Source organism: Escherichia sp. E13S3 (assembly GCF_004212325.1).
Taxonomy (GTDB): domain Bacteria; phylum Pseudomonadota; class Gammaproteobacteria; order Enterobacterales; family Enterobacteriaceae; genus Escherichia.
Genome location: NZ_RHJR01000002.1, coordinates 132315 through 150922, shown reverse-complemented (window position 1 = coordinate 150922; position 18608 = coordinate 132315). Strand labels below are relative to the sequence as shown.

Below are 18608 nucleotides of genomic sequence, written 5' to 3'. Positions count from 1 at the left end.
CGCTTCATTTTTTTGGCAGGGCTTTGTTTGATGTTATTTGCATGGGTAACCGATCCTAACGCCTGGCTTGCGCTCGGTACGCTGACGCTGCTGGAGATCGTTCTTGGGATCGATAATATTATTTTCCTCTCGCTGGTGGTGGCAAAACTACCTACAGCACAACGTGGCCACGCACGGCGTCTGGGTTTGGCAGCGGCTATGGTCATGCGTCTGGCGCTGCTGGCGTCTATTGCCTGGGTCACGCGTCTGACGAATCCGCTTTTTACAATTTTCAGTCAGGAAATTTCCGCTCGCGATTTAATTTTGTTACTCGGCGGTCTGTTCCTTATCTGGAAAGCCAGCAAGGAAATCCACGAATCCATCGAAGGTGAAGAAGAAGGATTGAAAACTCGCGTTTCATCATTCCTCGGCGCTATCGTGCAGATTATGCTGCTGGATATTATTTTCAGCCTCGACTCGGTGATTACCGCTGTAGGCCTGTCAGATCACTTATTCATAATGATGGCAGCAGTGGTGATTGCCGTAGGCGTGATGATGTTCGCCGCGCGCTCGATTGGTGATTTTGTCGAACGCCACCCTTCGGTAAAAATGCTGGCGCTCTCTTTCCTGATTCTGGTGGGCTTTACCCTGATTCTGGAAAGTTTCGATATCCACGTACCGAAAGGTTACATCTACTTCGCGATGTTCTTCTCTATTGCGGTTGAAAGCCTCAACCTGATTCGCAACAAAAAGAATCCGCTCTGATATTCCGTTCGCTCTCCTGCGGGAGAGCGTTCGGCCAGATCTCTTCCTCACAGTTTAAGATTTTCCTGCTTTCATGATGTATAACGTCAGATTATAAACAGTCTATTATCATTAATGGGCAAAATAGGTGAGGATGACCGGATGAAAAAATGGGCAGTATTAATTTCTGCAGTCGGACTGGCATTTGCCGTTTCCGGCTGTTCCAGTGATTACGTCATGGCGACCAAAGATGGCCGTATGATTTTGACAGATGGAAAACCGGAAATTGATGATGACACCGGGCTGGTGAGTTATCACGATCAGCAAGGTAACGCGATGCAAATAAACCGTGATGATGTTTCGCAAATTATTGAACGTTAAAAAATAAGGTCAGCATCCGGCTGACCTTAAGATTTTTCTCTTTCCCTTTTCCCTTCCCTCTGCCATTTTTATATTCCTTATGTCGTGATTATAAAAAGGAAACGGCTATGCAATATCACCGTATACCCCACAGCTCGCTGGAAGTCAGCACGCTGGGGCTTGGCACGATGACGTTTGGTGAACAGAACAGCGAAGCCGACGCCCACGCACAACTCGACTATGCCGTTGCTCAGGGCATTAACCTTATCGACGTTGCCGAGATGTACCCGGTACCGCCACGCCCCGAAACTCAGGGGTTAACCGAAACCTATGTCGGTAACTGGCTGGCAAAACATGGCAACCGCGAAAAGTTAATTATCGCCTCCAAAGTGAGCGGACCGTCGCGTAATAATGACAAGGGGATCCGCCCGGATCAGGCGCTGGACAGGAAGAATATTCGCGAAGCTCTGCATGACAGCCTCAAGCGTCTGCAGACTGATTATCTCGATCTCTATCAGGTGCATTGGCCACAGCGCCCCACCAACTGTTTCGGCAAGCTCGGTTATAGCTGGACAGATTCTGCGCCTGCAGTTTCGCTGCTGGATACGCTGGACGCACTGGCAGAGTACCAACGCGCGGGAAAAATTCGTTATATCGGCGTGTCGAATGAAACCGCATTTGGCGTAATGCGCTATTTACATCTCGCGGATAAACACGACCTGCCGCGTATCGTCACTATTCAAAACCCCTACAGCTTGTTAAATCGCAGCTTTGAAGTGGGCCTTGCTGAAGTCAGCCAGTATGAAGGCGTCGAGTTACTGGCTTATTCGTGTCTGGGTTTTGGTACGTTGAGCGGGAAATATCTCAACGGCGCAAAACCGGCTGGCGCGCGCAATACGCTCTTTAGCCGCTTCACTCGCTACAGCGGTGAGCAAACGCAAAAAGCCGTCGCGGCGTATGTTGATATAGCCAAACGTCATGGTCTGGATCCAGCTCAGATGGCGCTGGCCTTTGTGCGTCGTCAACCGTTTGTTGCCAGCACTCTGCTGGGCGCAACAACGATGGAACAGCTGAAAACTAACGTCGAAAGTTTGCATCTGGAGTTAAGCGAAGACGTGTTGGCAGAAATTGAAGCGGTGCATCAGGTTTATACTTATCCGGCACCGTGATCCTCTCGCCTGGCGTTTTGCGCCAGGCGTCTTTTTTCCCACTTTTCAGAATATATTCACTACTTTTCGCCGCATCTTTCCTGACAAAGCGCAATAGACTCTTTCGGTCAACGCCAGCGCGCGTTTCAATGCTTGTTAAGGATAACCATGTTGATTCTAAGACCACTTCCTCTCGCTATGCTGTTTGTCGGTTCCGTTTCTTCCGTTTGGAGTGCGCAATTAACCCAACCGCTAACACTTAAAGACGTCACTGTTTATCTGCATGGTGCCAGCCTGCAAGGTGAAGAGACACTCAACTTACCGGCAGGTGAAAGCGAAATCATCTTCACCCATATTGCCAATTCAGTAACCGACGACAGCATCGCTATCTCTATCGATAACGGAGTGACGGTGCTTTCCTCACGTATCGCGCTAATGGAAACACAGCCGAATGCGTTGCCGTCAGAGATTCAGCAACAGTTAAAAGCAGCAAAGGTGGAACAGGCAAAACTAACCGCCGAGAAAAACAATATTGCGGCTCAAATTAAGGTATTAGAGGCAAATAGCACATTAACCAATAAAAGTGCCGCCGAAGTTGGCAAGTATCTGCAAATGGTGAAAGAGAAAAATGGTGAGTTACTACGAGCCGACAATGAGTTGACGCAGAAACTTGCTGATAACCAGCTTGAAATTGAAAAGCTGGAACAACGCGAGAGTATGAATAACGGCGATTCAGAGGCTGCCGATGATCCGCAGGTTATTATCGCTAAGGTCTATGCCCCCCAAGCCGTCACGGCGAAGTCAGTGGTGCGCTATATGACGCCAAATGCCGCATGGACGCCGCTCTATGATGTTCACGCGAGTGCCATCAACCAACCGCTTCGTCTGGTTTATAAGGCTAATATTCGCCAGTACACCGGGCTTACATGGAAAAACGTTAATCTCGTACTCTCGACCAATGAACCTGATACTCATCTCACCTTGCCGCAACTGGAAACACAGTATGTGGATGTACCGGAGTATGGGGGCGGCTCGCTTTCAGCATCAACTTATAAGCGGGAACCCGTAATGGAACAGCGTTCGCGAGAGTCCTCTGACCAGGATGCCTCAGAATTGCAGAAAGCCCTGGAGACAGAGATGCAAAAAACAAGGGAGCAACGAGCCGGGCGCATGTATGCGGCATCGGCAGCGCCCGTTTCACCGCAACCAGAAAGTTTCACCGCGCAAAATGTTCGCTATGCACTTTCGCTGCCGTGGCAAATCGACAGCTATAATACCGCGCGCACGGTGGTCATTAAGGAAGAGTCGGTCAACGGTAAATATCGCTTCTTTGCTATTCCAAAGATCAGTAATGACGCCTGGCTCCAGGTGCAAATTAAAGAGTGGGAACAGTTAAATTTAATCCCCGGAGAAAGTCAGATCTTCTTTGGCAACAACCGTACCGGCGTGGGTTATTTGCAGCCGCCGGAAGATGGCAAGTCGCTGGATATTCAGCTTAACCGCGATCCTAAGTTGATAATTCAGCGTAAAGCCGCACTCAAAAAAGAGAATGCGTTATCTATCTTTAACGACAGCGCAATACGTAACTTCAGTTACACCCTTAATGTGAAGAACAGCTACGGCGAAGCGGTGGATATTACTCTGCTCGACCAGATCCCAGTCAGTGCTAATAGTGATATTACGGTAGAAAAAATGCAGTACGGGCAGGCGCAGTTTGATGCGAAAACGGGTGAACTGACCTGGACGCTGAAACTGTCAGGCAAAGAGAACGTGAGTCTGCCATTCTCTTACAGCGTGAAGTATCCGAAAGGTATGCACCCTTCGGGAATGTGACCTTCACCAGATGGCTGAATGTGCCATCTGGCAAAAGATTAATGACGGCGTTGCCAAATCCACAGCGCCGTTATTGCCAGCGCAAACAGCGCACCAAAGCCAATGCCTATGGGCACGACTGGGATGCCTACCATTACTGCCAACGAGTAAATTCCCAACATCAGCAGCATGGCGCTGTTTTCGCCAAGGTTTTGTACGGCAATCGCATTCCCCGCCCCGACGCTTTTTTTGCCTCGCTCCTGTAGCAACGCATTAAGCGGTACCACAAAAAAGCCCCCAAGTACGCCAATCAACATCAGCAAGGCATAGGCTGGCAGCAGTTCGTGTTGCAGGGAGAAAATCAGTACCACCACGCCAATCAAAATGCCGGCTGGCATGCAGCGTGATACGGTTTCCAGGGTGACCAGTTTTGCTGCCGCCCCCGCACCAACCACGATGCCAATCGCCACCATCGCGTTGAGGTAGGTCGGGGTCGCGTTATCGGTAATGCCCAGCGCCACCGGCACCCACAGCACCAACAGGAAACGCAACGTAACCCCCGCGCCCCAGAATAAACTGGTTCCCACCAGCGAAAATCGTGTTTCACCGTTGTGCCATAATACGGCGCAAGCAGAGATAAAGCTGCGGGCCATGTTGATGAGATTCCACGACTGTCCCGGACGCGCCGCCGCCAGTTTCGGAATGTAGAGATTTGCGGCTACCGCGCCAGCATAAGCCAGCGCACAGGCCGCCAGCGCAGCAAGAACATGCCAGTCCGCCAGCACGCCACCGGCTACGGAACCGAGTAAAATCGCCGCAATGGTGGATGCTTCCATCAAGCCGTTAGCTTTCACTAACTGATTACCGGTAGTTAACTCGCCAAGAATACCGTATTTCGCCGGAGAATAAGCCGCTGCACCGACGCCCACCAGCGTATAACCGAGAAACGGATTAATGCCAAAACAAATACTGGCAGCACCCAGCAACTTAAGGCCGTTGGCAAACATCATTACCCGGCCTTTCGCAAAGCTATCCGCCACCTGACCGACAAACGGCGCAAAAAGAATGTAAGCGCCCACAAACACCATTTGCAGGATTGGCTGACTCCAGTCCGGGTAGAACTGCGCTTTCAGTAGCGCCAGAGTGGCAAACAGCAGCGCGTTATCGCCAAACGCAGAGAGAAACTGCGCGGCAATAACTGCTTTCATCCCCTTCGACCATAGCGAAGTGTTAGTGTGCACTGACTCACTCATCGTGTTTTTCCGCTTCGTCTACCCAACTTTTCAACGTGACAAAGTCAGGCTTGCCGCTGCCCAGTAATGGCATCTGTTTCAGATAGCGAATGTCACGCGGTACGGCAAGTTCCGGTACGCCGTGCTCGCGGGCGTATTGCTGTAGTTTATCGCGCGTCAGTTCGCTGTCTGTAGTGAACAGTACCAGCGCCTCGCCTTTACTGGCGTCGCTCTTAATCGCGGTGGCATGGACTTTATCTGGAGAAACACCAAGTGCCAGTTGTTCCACCATTTCCAGTGAAACCATCTCTCCGGCAATTTTGGCGAAGCGTTTTGCCCGCCCCTGAATCTGCACAAATCCCTGTTCATCAAAACGCACGATATCGCCAGTGTCATACCAGCCGCGCTCCATCTCACCGTGGATGTTCTCAGCCGTTGGCACTTCCAGCACGCCTGGTTTCTCCACCCGCAGATAGCCGTTCATTATGTTCGGCCCTTTTAGTTGCAGGCGACCACCTTCTTCAATACCCGGAACCGCCAGCAGACGTGCATCCATCCCCGGCAAAATACGCCCGACGGTGCCGGGTTTCGCTGCCATCGGTACGTTGATGGACACCACTGGCGCACATTCAGTCACGCCGTAGCCTTCAAGAATACGCAGACCAAATTTATCCTGCCAAAGTCGTTTGGTGCTTTCTTGTAGTTTCTCCGCGCCAGCCACCACATAGCGTAGACGATAGAAGTCATACGGGTTGGCGAAGCGCGCGTAATGACCAAGGAAGGTCGAAGTGCCGAAAAGCACCGTACAACTGCGGTCGTACACCAGTTCAGGCACAATGCGGTAATGCAATGGACTGGGGTAAAGGAAGACTTCTGCGCCCGTCAGCAGGGGCGTAAACAGGCCAACAGTTAAACCAAAAGAGTGAAATAGCGGTAACGCCGACATAAAGCGATCGTTGGTGGTGAAATCGGCAATCGTTTTAATCTGCTCGACGTTCGCCAGAATGCTTTTATGGCTATGGACGACGCCTTTCGGATGGCCTTCAGAACCGGAGGTAAAGAGGATCAGCGCCTCTTCTTCTGGCTGCTGTTTTACCTGTGCCAGACGCGGCATCAACAGATGGGCGAAGATCCACACTTTGTCGGCAGTGGTGACATCCGCTTTTAAATCTTCCAGATACACCCAGCGTACCTGAGTCAGCTGCTCCGGCAGATGCCAGAGTTTGCCTTTGTCGAGGAACTGGCGGGAAGTGAATATAGTTTTGATTTCAGCCGCCGTAATGGCGCTGGTCAGCCCTTTTACCCCGGCGGTGTAGTTCATCATTGCCGGAATACGGCGACGGGCGATGGCCCCAAAAATCACTGCCGCACTAATGCCCGCATTGGGCAGCATTAAGCCGATTCTTTCCCCTTCAACGCTATATTTTTCGAGGATGCGACCAACAAACAGTGTTTTAGTGAGCAACTTGCGATAGGTATCCGGGGTAAAGTTGACGTCTTCGACACACTTTTTCCTGGCCCCAAAACGGTACATTGCGCTCAGTAGTGATTCGTACAGCGTTTCACGTGGGCGTACCGCCATACGCGCTTCCATCATAATTTGGTGCAGCATTTCCCCCGCGATTTTACGGCGGTCACGGGCGCGCGGCGCATCTGGCATCGGCACCTGCGTGGGAGGCAAAATATGCAGATGAATTTGCGGGAACAAGCGCCGTTTAACCAGACCTTTCAGGCGACTGAAGTGCGTAAGCTCCGCCCCTTCAATTCGCACCGGAATAACCGTCGCGCCTGACTTCGCCGCCACAAAACCGGCGCCATCGTAAATTTTCATCAGCGAACCGGTGGTCGTGATGCGCCCCTCCGGGAAAATCACTACCGGACGGCCTTGTTCCACCAAACGAACCAGATGTTTGATTGCCATCGGCTGTGTCGGATCGAGAGGAACGAAGTCGATAAATGATTTCAACCAACGCATATACCACTGCTGGCTGATGGAGGTGTAAACAGCAAACACTGGGCGAACAGGTAAAAATAGCGCCAGCAGAATGCCATCAATAAAAGAGACGTGATTGGGCGTGATAAGAACGCGCTCGCCCTTCAGCGCCTGGGTGTCACCTGTCACGCGAACGCGGTACAGAGCAAGGCACAAATTTCGAAAAAAGCTAAAAAGCATTTCAACTCCCTTTGCTCATTATTCATTAAATGCGAATGCGGTGAGATTACACGAGATGAAGAGCTCGAGCGATAGTAAAGTCGGTGCGAAAAAAAACCTGCGCATCCGCGCAGGTTGGTGCAAGAGACAGGGTACGAAGAGCGTACCGAATAATCTCACCAATCAATACCTCTGGGATCTTGATTGTGGTCCGCACGACGACGCTTCGCCAGCGAGAAAAAGCAAAGGAATGAAGGGAAATGCAACGAGGTGTGTAAATTGTCGGTTACTGTTACAGATTTGCGACAGGCAAAAAAAACCTGCGCATCTGCGCAGGCTGGTGTAATTCATGTGCTCAACCCGAAGTTGACTTCACCTATCAATACCTCTGGGATCACCACTTTATCAACCTGTAGACAAATGCCACCAGCAGTCAATCGCAACAGCGTTTCGCAAAGTGTAACCAAAGGTTTGCAATCTCTTTTTTTCCTTACGTATTCTCGTTTCGCGCACACTTCCCACGCTGAAATCACAACGCCCCTTGAACCAACGGGCGTTTTCCGTAACACTGACAGAATGTAAGCGTTTACCCACAAAGGTATTTTCATGGCGACCATTAAGGATGTAGCCCGACTGGCAGGCGTTTCAGTCGCCACCGTTTCCCGCGTCATTAATAACTCTCCAAAAGCCAGCGAAGCTTCTCGTCTGGCTGTGCATAGCGCAATGGAATCTCTGAGTTATCACCCGAACGCTAACGCCCGCGCGTTGGCTCAACAGACCACTGAAACGGTTGGCCTGGTCGTTGGTGATGTTTCCGATCCGTTTTTCGGTGCAATGGTGAAAGCGGTCGAACAGGTGGCTTACCATACCGGTAATTTCTTATTAATTGGCAACGGTTACCACAACGAACAAAAAGAGCGCCAGGCCATTGAGCAGTTGATTCGCCATCGCTGCGCCGCGCTGGTCGTCCATGCCAAAATGATCCCGGATGCCGATTTGTCCTCATTGATGAAGCAAATACCCGGCATGGTGTTAATCAACCGCATCCTTCCGGGTTTTGAGAGTCGTTGTATCGCTCTGGACGATCGCTACGGTGCCTGGCTGGCGACGCGCCATTTAATTCAGCAAGGTCATACGCGCATTGGTTATCTCTGCTCTAACCACTCTATTTCTGATGCCGAAGATCGTCTGCGAGGGTATTACGATGCCCTTGCCGAAAGCGGTATTCCGGCTAATGATCGGCTGGTGACTTTCGGCGAACCGGACGAAAGCGGTGGCGAACAGGCGATGACTGAACTGTTGGGAAGAGGCAGAAATTTCACCGCCGTGGCTTGTTATAACGACTCGATGGCGGCAGGCGCGATGGGCGTGCTCAATGACAATGGGATTGATGTACCGGGTGAAATTTCGCTGATTGGTTTTGATGATGTGCTGGTGTCACGTTATGTACGCCCACGGCTGACCACGGTCCGTTACCCAATAGTGACAATGGCGACCCAGGCTGCAGAACTGGCATTGGCGCTGGCGGATAATCGCCCACTGCCAGAAATCACCAACGTCTTTAGTCCTACGCTGGTACGTCGCCATTCAGTTTCAACACCGTCGCTGGATGCAAGTCATAACGCAGCCAGCGACTAGCCGCGATTAAAGCAACTCGAGCGCCAGTAATTCCTCAATGGTCTGGCGGCGGCGAATCAACCGCGCCTGACCATTATCAAACAGAACTTCTGGCAACAGTGGGCGACTATTGTAGTTAGATGACATTGACGCACCATATGCACCGGTATCATGCAGCACCAGATAATCGCCCGCCTTCACTTCCGGTAAGGCGCGGGTTTCGACATTCCCCCCTTCCTGCTGGGTAAAGACATCGCCCGATTCACATAATGGCCCTGCGACAACGGTTTCCACCGTTGGCGCATGTTCAAGAGAGCGACCATCAGCCGCCAGCGCGCTAATATGGTGGTAACTGCCATACATTGCCGGGCGCATCAGATCGTTAAATCCAGCGTCAACCAGCACAAAGTGGCGACTCCCCATTTGTTTGACGCTCCGCACCTGGGTAATTAACACACCAGACTGCGCTACCAGGAAGCGACCCGGTTCGATTTCCAGTTTCACAGGGTGACCGAGATGGCGGGCGATTTGCTCACGCGCGGCATGCCACAGACCATAATAATGTTCAGTATCAACCGCCTCTTCTCCCTGCTGATACGGAACAGAAAGCCCGCCCCCCGCAGAAATAGCCTGTAAATCCTGACCGAATTCGATGACCTGATGCACCATCGCGCCACACACCTGCTCCAGATGCGCATAATCAACACCAGAACCGATGTGCATGTGAATGCCAACCAATTGCATATGATGACGTTGTATGACTTCCAGCGCGGCCGGAAGATCGGTATACCAGATGCCGTGCTTGCTGTTTTCGCCACCGGTATTGGTTTTTTGGCTGTGTCCGTGACCAAACCCCGGGTTAACGCGCAGCCATACCCGATGTCCTGGCGAAACCTGACCCAGTTGATCGAGCATATCAACAGACCCCGCATTCACCGGAATTTGCAATTCACTGACGCGCTCAAGCGTTGCCTGATCGATAACATCCGCGGTAAAGACGATGTCATCGGGATGCGTTTGCGGATTATATCCCGCCGCCAGCGCACGCTCGATTTCCCCCAATGAGACGGAATCTACTTTCACACCCTGCTCACGCATTAAGCGCAAAATATGAATATTGGAACAGGCTTTCTGCGCGAAGCGCACCACATCAAACTGTTTCAGCGCTGCAATCTGCCGACGAATAATTTGCGCATCGTAAACCCACACCGGGCAGCCAAATTCTGAGGGCAAACGCAGTAGATTTTCGGCGGTGAGATCGGTATCGGTGCTGAACAGTGAATGTGGCATAACAAACTCCAGATAAGTGCTTTTTTATGATTACGCCACATCATAAAAAGAATAAAAAATATCGATTTATGTCGAGTCTATGCAAAAATGATATGGATTACCGGATTGCGAGAGAATGCTAATGGCCGCCGTTAACTTACGTCATATTGAAATTTTTCATGCGGTTATGACCGCCGGAAGCCTGACTGAGGCGGCACAACTGCTGCACACTTCACAGCCAACCGTCAGCCGCGAACTGGCGCGCTTTGAAAAGGTGATCGGGTTGAAACTGTTTGAACGCGTACGCGGTCGATTACACCCTACCGTTCAAGGGCTGCGTCTGTTTGAAGAGGTGCAGCGCTCCTGGTACGGGCTGGATCGCATCGTCAGTGCCGCCGAAAGTCTGCGCGAGTTTCGCCAGGGAGAACTGTCTATTGCCTGCCTGCCGGTCTTTTCGCAGTCTTTTTTGCCGCCGCTGCTACAACCGTTTCTGGCCCGTTATCCTGAAGTCAGCTTAAACATTATCCCGCAGGAATCACCGCTACTTGAAGAGTGGCTTTCAGCACAACGTCATGATCTCGGACTCACCGAAACGCTGCATACGCCTGCGGGTACGGAACGCACTGAATTACTGTCTTTAGACGAAGTGTGTGTTTTACCGCCAGGTCATCCGCTGGCGGTAAAAAAGGTATTAACACCGGAAGATTTTCAGGGTGAGAACTACATCAGCCTTTCCCGTACAGACAGCTATCGCCAGCTGTTGGATCAGTTGTTTAGTGAAAATCAGGTTAAACGACGCATGATAGTAGAAACCCATAGCGCCGCGTCAGTTTGCGCGATGGTACGGGCGGGGGCGGGAGTTTCGGTAGTTAACCCGCTCACCGCTCTGGATTATGCGGCAAGCGGATTAGTGGTTCGGCGGTTCAGTATTGCGGTTCCCTTCACCGTCAGCCTGATTCGCCCCCTGCACCGCCCGTCATCAGCACTGGTGCAGGCATTCAGCAAGCATTTACAAACCGGTTTACCAAAACTGGTTGCCGCTCTTGAGGCTATTTTGTAGCGAATTACGACAGCATAAAGGCGACTACATCCTCGGCATGAATAGCAGCAGTATCAAACACAGGCAGAACACTGCGCTCTTCTGGCACCAGTAAACCAATTTCCGTACAGCCAAAAATGACACCCTGCGCGCCCTGTTCTGCGAGGCGAGCAATCACTTGCACATAATAAGTGCGTGATGTTTCGCTAAAATGCCCCAGACACAGTTCTTCAAAAATAATCTGGTTAATTTTCGCCCGTTCATCCGCTTCAGGGATCAGACAGTCGATGGAAAATTGCTCCGCCAGTCGCCCACGATAAAAATCCTGTTCCATGGTGTAGCGTGTACCCAGCAGCGCCACGCGAGTCATTCCGGCACGGGTAATTGCACGTCCGGTGGCATCCGCAATATGTAAGAAAGGCAGTGAACAACGGGATTCGATAGCATCCGCTACTTTGTGCATCGTATTGGTACATAACACAATGCCTTCAGCCCCCGCCCGCTGTAAGCCAAGCGCCGCTTCAGCCAGAATTTCTCCTGCTTTGTCCCACTCCCCGCGACGTTGACACTCTTCTATTTCATGAAAATCAACGCTATGTAGCAGCACTTGCGCAGAGTGAAGCCCACCAAGTCGCTGTTTAATGCCTTCATTTATCAGACGATAGTAAGGAATAGTGGATTCCCAGCTCATACCCCCTAGCAGACCAATTGTTTTCATTCCTTTCTCCTGACTTGTGAGTTAATGCAGCAAGGCTGAATAAGGAACTCAACGGCCTGGCGCCCGATCTCTATTAGCGAAAAAAAGGCCGGATGTACAGCACATCCGGCCAGAGACATCAGATGCCGATATTTCTCAATTTCTCGCCTGCCATCAGTTTGCGTTCGATATGCTCCAGCGTGACATTCTTGGTTTCCGGAATGAGCCAGAAGGTAATACCCACAAACGCAATGTTCAGCGCGGTGTAGAGCCAGAACGTACCGGCAGCACCAATGCTGTCGAGCAGCGTCAGGAAGGTCGCGCCGATAATCATGTTCGACACCCAGTTCGTGGTGGTCGAACAGGTAATACCAAAATCGCGGCATTTCAGCGGCTGAATTTCAGAGCACAGGATCCACACCACTGGCGCGGCGCTCATCGCATAACCGGCAATACACATCATCGTCATGCCAACAGAGAGCCAGGACAGGCCACTGGAAGCCGTACCGTTATCAAACTGCATCAGGCAATAGCCCAGCACCAGGGTGCCTAGCGCCATCACGCTGAAACCAATTTTCAGTGCCGGCTTACGCCCGGCTTTATCTACCGTAAACACCGCAATAAAAGTAGCAAACATAAAGGTTAGCCCTACGACCAGAGTCGCAATCATCTGCTGTTCGGTCGTCGTAAAGCCCGCCATTTTGAAGATGCGCGGCGCGTAGTACATGATGATGTTCATACCGGTAAATTGTTGCATCGCCTGCAACAACATACCGAGGAATACCGCACGACGTACGTTACGGTTGATTTTAAACAGCGCCCAACCGCCCTGTTTTAACTTCAGGCTTTCACGAATTTCGTTAAGTTCTTCTCGCGCTTTTTCTGATGTATCGCGCAGCATACGCAGCACTTCTTCCGCCTCGATATGACGCCCTTTCTCCGCCAGCCAGCGCGGGCTATTTGGCAGGAAAACAACCAGAATAATCAGCAGGACTGCCGGTAAGGCAAGAACACCTAACATTGCACGCCAGTTACCGCTATAGCTGAATGCAGTGTCGGATAAAAACGCCAGCACGATGCCCAGCGTTACCATCAACTGGTACATACTGATCATCTTGCCACGTACGTTTTCACTCGCCATTTCAGAGAGGTACAGTGGAGCTGTATAAGAGGCAATCCCCACGGCAATACCAAGCACCACACGAGCGGCGATTAACATTTCTACGCTGGTCGCAAAAGCCGACCCTATCGAACCGAGCACAAACAGGATAGCCCCTGCCATCAAACTGTATTTACGTCCCAGGCGGAACGACAGCCAACCATTGAACAGCGCACCAATTGCCGCGCCGAGCATCATGCTACTGACCACCCATTCCTGCAATCGACTGGTTAGCACAAAGTGATCGGTAATGAACGGCAACGCTCCGGCGATGACCCCGATATCAAGACCGAATAACAATCCTGCGACCGCAGCAGCTACCGAAACAAACATATTCATACGACGCGTATCTCGCAGAGGACGCGGTGTTAAAGCAGATTCCGTATTGATAGTCACCATTTTTTTCCTGCCAGCAGAGAATAAGACATAGTGAAAAAATACGTGAACAACTCATTCTGGTGTCAGGTCGGAATTAGTATAAATATGGATTAAATTGCTACGACATGCGGTTATGTGATGGACATTCCAATTTTCAAATTAAGTAAAATTATTAACATTATTATTAACTACCTAATTTTAAAGTAGATAAAACTCATAAAGTTCATTAATTGATAATTGATATGGATTATTTCATAACCGAGATATGGATTATGATGATCTGCAGGTATAAAAAACCCTGCCATACGGCAGGGTCATAAAAGTGAATTGAATAACTTAACGCGCCAGCCAGCCGCCATCTACAGCGATGGTATAACCATTCACATAGTCTGAAGCACTGGAGGCAAGGAACACCACTGGCCCCATCAGATCGCTCGGCAATCCCCAACGCCCTGCCGGGATGCGGTCAAGAATTTCCGCACTACGCTGTTCATCAGCCCGCAGTTGTTGGGTATTGTTGGTCGCCATATAGCCCGGAGCAATCGCATTAACGTTGATGTTATGTTTTGCCCATTCGTTCGCCATCAGACGGGTCACGCCCATCACGCCGCTTTTTGATGCGGTATACGAAGGTACGCGGATCCCGCCCTGGAATGAGAGCATGGACGCGATATTGATAATCTTGCCGCCGTTGCCCTGTGCGATGAAGTGTTTCGCCGCCGCCTGGGACATGAAGAATACACTTTTGATGTTCAGGTTCATCACATCGTCCCAGTCTTTTTCACTGAAATCGAGTGCATCTTCACGGCGAATCAATCCGGCGTTATTCACCAGGATATCAATATGGCCGAACTCTGCTACCGCACGATCCAGCAGTGCAGGAATGCCATCAATCTGACGTAGATCGGCGTTCAGGCTTAAAAAGCGACGCCCCAGCGCCGTGACCTGTTCAATGGTTTCTGTCGGTTCAACGATATTAATGCCGACGATATCACAGCCCGCTTGCGCCAGTCCCAGCGCCATCCCCTGCCCCAGTCCAGTGTCACAACCAGTGACTACCGCGACTTTACCATCAAGAGAAAATTCTTTTAAAATCATGATAATACCTTATTCATTTTGCCCGCAACTAGCGCAGGTCTTTAACGGCAACGTGGTCCATATCATCGAAGACCTGGTTTTCACCGACCATGCCCCAGATAAAGGTATAAGCTTTGGTCCCTACGCCGGAGTGGATAGACCAACTCGGGGAAATGACGGCCTGCTCGTTATGCATCACAATGTGACGCGTTTCTTGCGGTTGCCCCATCATGTGGAAAACGCAGGCGTCATCATCCATGTTGAAATAGAAGTAAACTTCCATCCGACGCTCGTGGGTGTGGCATGGCATGGTATTCCACAGGTTTCCCGGAGCCAGCTCCGTTAGCCCCATGCTCAACTGGCAGGTTTCCAGCACATCTGGCACAAAATATTTGTTAATTGTGCGACGATTACTGGTGATGTTATCGCCCAGCGTAACCGGAGCGACTTCAGCCGGGGTCACTTTTTTAGTGGGATACGTCGTATGAGCAGGTGCGCAGTTGTAATAAAACTTCGCCGGAGTGGCACTATCAATGCTGGCAAAGACCACTTCTTTTGCACCTTTGCCAACATAGAGAGCGTCGCGGTGACCGATTTCGTAGCATTGACCATCGACGGTAATCGTACCAGCGCCGCCAATATTAATAACGCCCAGCTCGCGACGCTCCAGAAAGTAGCTCACGCCCAGTTGTTTTCCAACTTCCCCGCCAACAGAAACCGTTTTTGCTACCGGCATAATGCCGCCAACAATAATGCGGTCAATGTGGCTGTAAACCATCGTGTACTCATCCGCGACGAATACCTTTTCAACCAAAAATTCATTGCGCAGCCCCTGTGTATCCAGCGTTTTTGCATGCGCACTGTGGATGCTCTGTCTTACGTCCACATCAACCTCCGATAATCATTGAACTGTAAAATTACAACGATTGTGAAACATCGTTTCGTTTTATTCTTTAAAGGATGATATGCCTGCACAGTGCGCTTTTCAATAAAAAATAAAACATTGTTTCATTTTTAGATAAGGGATTGAGAAAAGTGTCGCGTCGATCACGAATAAGTCAGGTGAAGGAAAAACTCAGCGTCTATGGGGTATGTGCGCAGACGTGCCAACCATCATCATGAAATGGCTTGATGGCGGCAGATGTTTAACGAATAGAAAGGAATTTAGATCGGGTCGTCACGTTCAATAGTTAACGCCACGCCCTGACCACCGCCAATACAAAGTGTAGCCAGCCCTTTACGCGCGTTGCGTTTTACCATTTCATGGACCAAAGAAACCAGAATACGGCAACCGGATGCGCCAATCGGGTGACCCAACGCAATTGCGCCACCGTTAACATTGACCCGACGTTCATCCCATTCGAGCATTTTGCCAACGGAAAGCGCCTGCGCGGCAAACGCTTCATTAGCCTCAATAAGATCGACATCAGAAAGCTGCCAGCCCACACGCTCAAGGCAACGGCGAGTCGCATATACCGGAGCAATCCCCATCAGCGCAGGATCAACACCAACACTGGCAAAGGCGCGAATACGTGCCAGCACGGGTAAATTCAATGCTCGCGCTTTGGCTTCGCTCATCATCATTACTGCAGCAGCACCATCATTAATAGATGAAGCATTACCCGCAGTAACAGAACCGTGGCTATCAAATGACGGATTTAAGCTCGCCAGCCCTTCTGCACTGGCATCCGTACGCGGCTGCTCATCGGTATCAACAATCAATAGCTGCCCATTATTTTGCGTTCTTACCGGGACAATCTCATCGTTGAATCGTCCAGCGTCAATGGCCGCCCGCGCTTTTTGTTGTGAACTAAGCGCATAGGCATCTTGTAATTGACGGCTGATACCATATTCACGCGCCAGATTTTCGGCAGTGACACCAATATGGTAATCATTGAATGCATCCCATAAGCCATCATGCACCAGACTATCAACCAGTTGGCTATCGCCAAGCTGTGCTCCGGTACGGCTATCTGTCAGGACATGTGGTGCGCGACTCATGTTTTCCTGACCACCGGCGATGACAATATCAGCCTCGCCACACTGGATCGCTTGTGTGGCAAGATGCAGTGCTTTTAGCCCGGAACCACAAACATCATTAATCGTAATTGCCGAAACACTGTTGGGTAGACCACCTTTAATGGCTGATTGCCGTGCTGGATTCTGCCCAGCCCCTGCGGTCAGAACCTGCCCCAGAATCACTTCATCCACCGCATGTGCAGCAACGCCAGTACGTTCTAATAACGCTTTCACGACCAGGCTACCAAGTTCTACGGCAGAATGGCCAGCCAACGCTCCACGAAAGCAGCCGATAGGTGTTCGTAACGCACCGACAATCACAACGTCTTTCATCACAACCTCGCACAGATTAACAGCGCAATAGTAAATGATTGTTAATAAAAATTATTTTAAATGTTTAAAAATAGTGATTTTTATCACAAAGGAAATTCACCGGAATGAGGGATGGATACCCAACTGGCACGCAAGGTTTGCATCTACTAACCCATGAATCCATGAGCTGATATAGCGTTAATCTCCCATGTTTGACCTGGTTTATGGTAAATTGCCCTCCATTTTTCTTAATTTGTAGATGATACGTTCAAATAATGTCTAAAATTTGGTCAAAAGAAGAAACTCTCTGGAGCTTCGCACTTTACGGCACAGCCGTTGGCGCAGGCACGCTCTTTCTCCCTATTCAGCTAGGTTCAGCGGGAGCGGTAGTCCTGTTTATTACAGCACTGGTCGCATGGCCTTTAACATATTGGCCACATAAGGCCCTGTGCCAGTTCATCCTTTCTTCAAAAACATCCGCAGGCGAAGGGATTACTGGCGCAGTAACTCATTACTATGGCAAGAAGATCGGCAATCTGATTACCACTCTTTACTTCATTGCTTTTTTTGTCGTCGTGTTGATATATGCAGTGGCGATCACCAATTCGCTGACAGAACAACTGGCAAAGCATATGGTCATCGACCTGCGCATTCGTATGCTGGTGAGTCTGGGTGTTGTGTTAATTCTGAATCTCATCTTTCTGATGGGGCGCCATGCCACAATTCGGGTAATGGGATTTTTGGTGTTTCCACTAATTGCCTATTTCTTATTTCTTTCTTTCTACCTCGTCGGTAGCTGGCAACCCGCTCTATTAACTACCCAGGTAGAGTTCAATCAGAATACCCTTCACCAGATATGGATATCGATTCCCGTGATGGTTTTCGCCTTTAGCCATACACCCATTATTTCTACGTTTGCTATTGATAGACGTGAAAAATATGGCGAACACGCTATGGATAAATGCAAAAAAATTATGAAAGTCGCTTATCTCATCATCTGTGTGAGCGTGCTTTTCTTCGTCTTTAGCTGCCTGTTATCAATACCACCTTCTTATATTGAAACAGCTAAAGAAGAGGGCGTTACCATTTTATCGGCACTTTCTATGCTGCCAAATGCCCCTGCATGGTTGTCGATTTCCGGAATAATTGTCGCGGTTGTAGCAATGTCTAAATCATTTTTAGGTACCTACTTTGGTGTTATTGAAGGTGCAACGGAATTAGTCAAAACAACGCTACAGCAGGCAGGGGTTAAAAAAAGCCGTGCATTTAACCGCGCGCTGTCAATTATGTTAGTGTCACTGATTACTTTCATCGTTTGCTGCATCAACCCTAATGCAATTTCGATGATTTATGCGATCAGTGGTCCACTTATTGCCATGATTCTTTTTATCATGCCAACGCTGTCAACATATCTCATCCCGGCACTTAAGCCCTGGCGCTCCATCGGAAATCTAATTACGTTGATCGTCGGTATCCTGTGCGTATCGGTAATGTTCTTTAGCTAATCACTGATGTGAATGGTTCAAAATAACCACTATTTTGAACCATTCCAATTCTTACAGTGCACATCTTGCATTGTTCACCCTCCCCAAACGCTCCATAACTTAAACGAAC

General features: G+C 50.1%; 15 protein-coding genes. 7 read left to right on the top strand and 8 right to left on the bottom strand.

Annotated features, from left to right (window positions below):
• Positions 1 to 30: 30 nt before the first annotated feature.
• From D9597_RS01905 to D9597_RS01890, 4 genes are all read left to right on the top strand, one after another.
• Positions 31 to 744 (top strand): TerC family protein, encoded by a 714-nt coding sequence (locus D9597_RS01905; protein WP_064529833.1) that lies wholly within the window; start codon positions 31 to 33, stop codon positions 742 to 744.
• A 141-nt stretch (positions 745 to 885) separates the two neighbouring features.
• Positions 886 to 1104: a lipoprotein YgdR gene (gene ygdR, locus D9597_RS01900; protein WP_000758660.1), complete on the top strand. Its 219-nt coding sequence runs from the start codon at positions 886 to 888 to the stop codon at positions 1102 to 1104.
• Between the two features lie 107 nt (positions 1105 to 1211).
• Positions 1212 to 2252, top strand: coding sequence for an NADP(H)-dependent aldo-keto reductase (locus D9597_RS01895; RefSeq protein ID WP_130217886.1), 1041 nt, complete (start codon positions 1212 to 1214; stop codon positions 2250 to 2252).
• Between the two features lie 147 nt (positions 2253 to 2399).
• Positions 2400 to 4064 (top strand): DUF4139 domain-containing protein, encoded by a 1665-nt coding sequence (locus tag D9597_RS01890; protein WP_130221487.1) that lies wholly within the window; start codon positions 2400 to 2402, stop codon positions 4062 to 4064.
• Positions 4065 to 4102: 38 nt separating this feature from the next.
• Here D9597_RS01890 and lplT read toward each other — a convergent pair whose 3' ends face one another.
• Complete coding sequence (lplT, locus tag D9597_RS01885; protein ID WP_130221486.1) at positions 4103 to 5296, bottom strand: lysophospholipid transporter LplT; 1194 nt, start codon at positions 5294 to 5296, stop codon at positions 4103 to 4105.
• Entirely contained in the window at positions 5289 to 7448 is a 2160-nt protein-coding gene (gene aas / locus D9597_RS01880; protein ID WP_130207748.1) for a bifunctional acyl-ACP--phospholipid O-acyltransferase/long-chain-fatty-acid--ACP ligase, read from the bottom strand. Before aas ends, lplT begins: the two co-directional genes overlap by 8 nt.
• Positions 7449 to 8033: 585 nt before the next feature.
• On the opposite strand from aas, the gene galR reads away from it, so the two are divergent.
• A complete protein-coding gene (gene galR / locus D9597_RS01870; protein ID WP_130207752.1) occupies positions 8034 to 9065 on the top strand; it encodes an HTH-type transcriptional regulator GalR in 1032 nt (343 codons plus the stop codon).
• Between the two features lie 6 nt (positions 9066 to 9071).
• Here the strand turns inward: galR and lysA are convergent, their stop codons facing one another.
• Positions 9072 to 10334, bottom strand: a complete 1263-nt coding sequence (gene lysA, locus D9597_RS01865) for a diaminopimelate decarboxylase (protein WP_130221485.1) — start codon at positions 10332 to 10334, stop codon at positions 9072 to 9074.
• A 121-nt stretch (positions 10335 to 10455) separates the two neighbouring features.
• Between lysA and lysR the strand changes: the two genes are divergently transcribed.
• Positions 10456 to 11373, top strand: a complete 918-nt coding sequence (gene lysR, locus D9597_RS01860) for a DNA-binding transcriptional regulator LysR (protein WP_130221484.1) — start codon at positions 10456 to 10458, stop codon at positions 11371 to 11373.
• 4 nt (positions 11374 to 11377) lie between these two features.
• Here the strand turns inward: lysR and ygeA are convergent, their stop codons facing one another.
• From ygeA to D9597_RS01830, 5 genes are all read right to left on the bottom strand, one after another.
• On the bottom strand, positions 11378 to 12070 hold the full coding sequence (gene ygeA, locus D9597_RS01855) for an amino acid racemase (RefSeq protein WP_130221483.1): 693 nt from the start codon (positions 12068 to 12070) through the stop codon (positions 11378 to 11380).
• 118 nt (positions 12071 to 12188) lie between these two features.
• Entirely contained in the window at positions 12189 to 13607 is a 1419-nt protein-coding gene (gene araE / locus D9597_RS01850; RefSeq protein WP_130207760.1) for an arabinose-proton symporter AraE, read from the bottom strand.
• A gap of 315 nt (positions 13608 to 13922) precedes the next feature.
• Positions 13923 to 14684: a 2-dehydro-3-deoxy-D-gluconate 5-dehydrogenase KduD gene (gene kduD, locus D9597_RS01845; RefSeq protein ID WP_130207762.1), complete on the bottom strand. Its 762-nt coding sequence runs from the start codon at positions 14682 to 14684 to the stop codon at positions 13923 to 13925.
• A gap of 28 nt (positions 14685 to 14712) precedes the next feature.
• Positions 14713 to 15549 carry a 5-dehydro-4-deoxy-D-glucuronate isomerase gene (gene kduI / locus D9597_RS01840; protein WP_130207764.1) on the bottom strand — a complete coding sequence of 279 codons (837 nt, stop codon included), beginning with the start codon at positions 15547 to 15549 and terminating at the stop codon, positions 14713 to 14715.
• A 278-nt stretch (positions 15550 to 15827) separates the two neighbouring features.
• The gene (locus D9597_RS01830; protein ID WP_130207766.1) at positions 15828 to 17015 is read right to left on the bottom strand and encodes an acetyl-CoA C-acetyltransferase; all 1188 of its coding nucleotides are present in this window, start codon (positions 17013 to 17015) and stop codon (positions 15828 to 15830) included.
• 254 nt (positions 17016 to 17269) lie between these two features.
• On the opposite strand from D9597_RS01830, the gene D9597_RS01825 reads away from it, so the two are divergent.
• Positions 17270 to 18499, top strand: a complete 1230-nt coding sequence (locus D9597_RS01825) for an amino acid permease (RefSeq protein ID WP_064529821.1) — start codon at positions 17270 to 17272, stop codon at positions 18497 to 18499.
• Positions 18500 to 18608 lie beyond the last annotated feature (109 nt).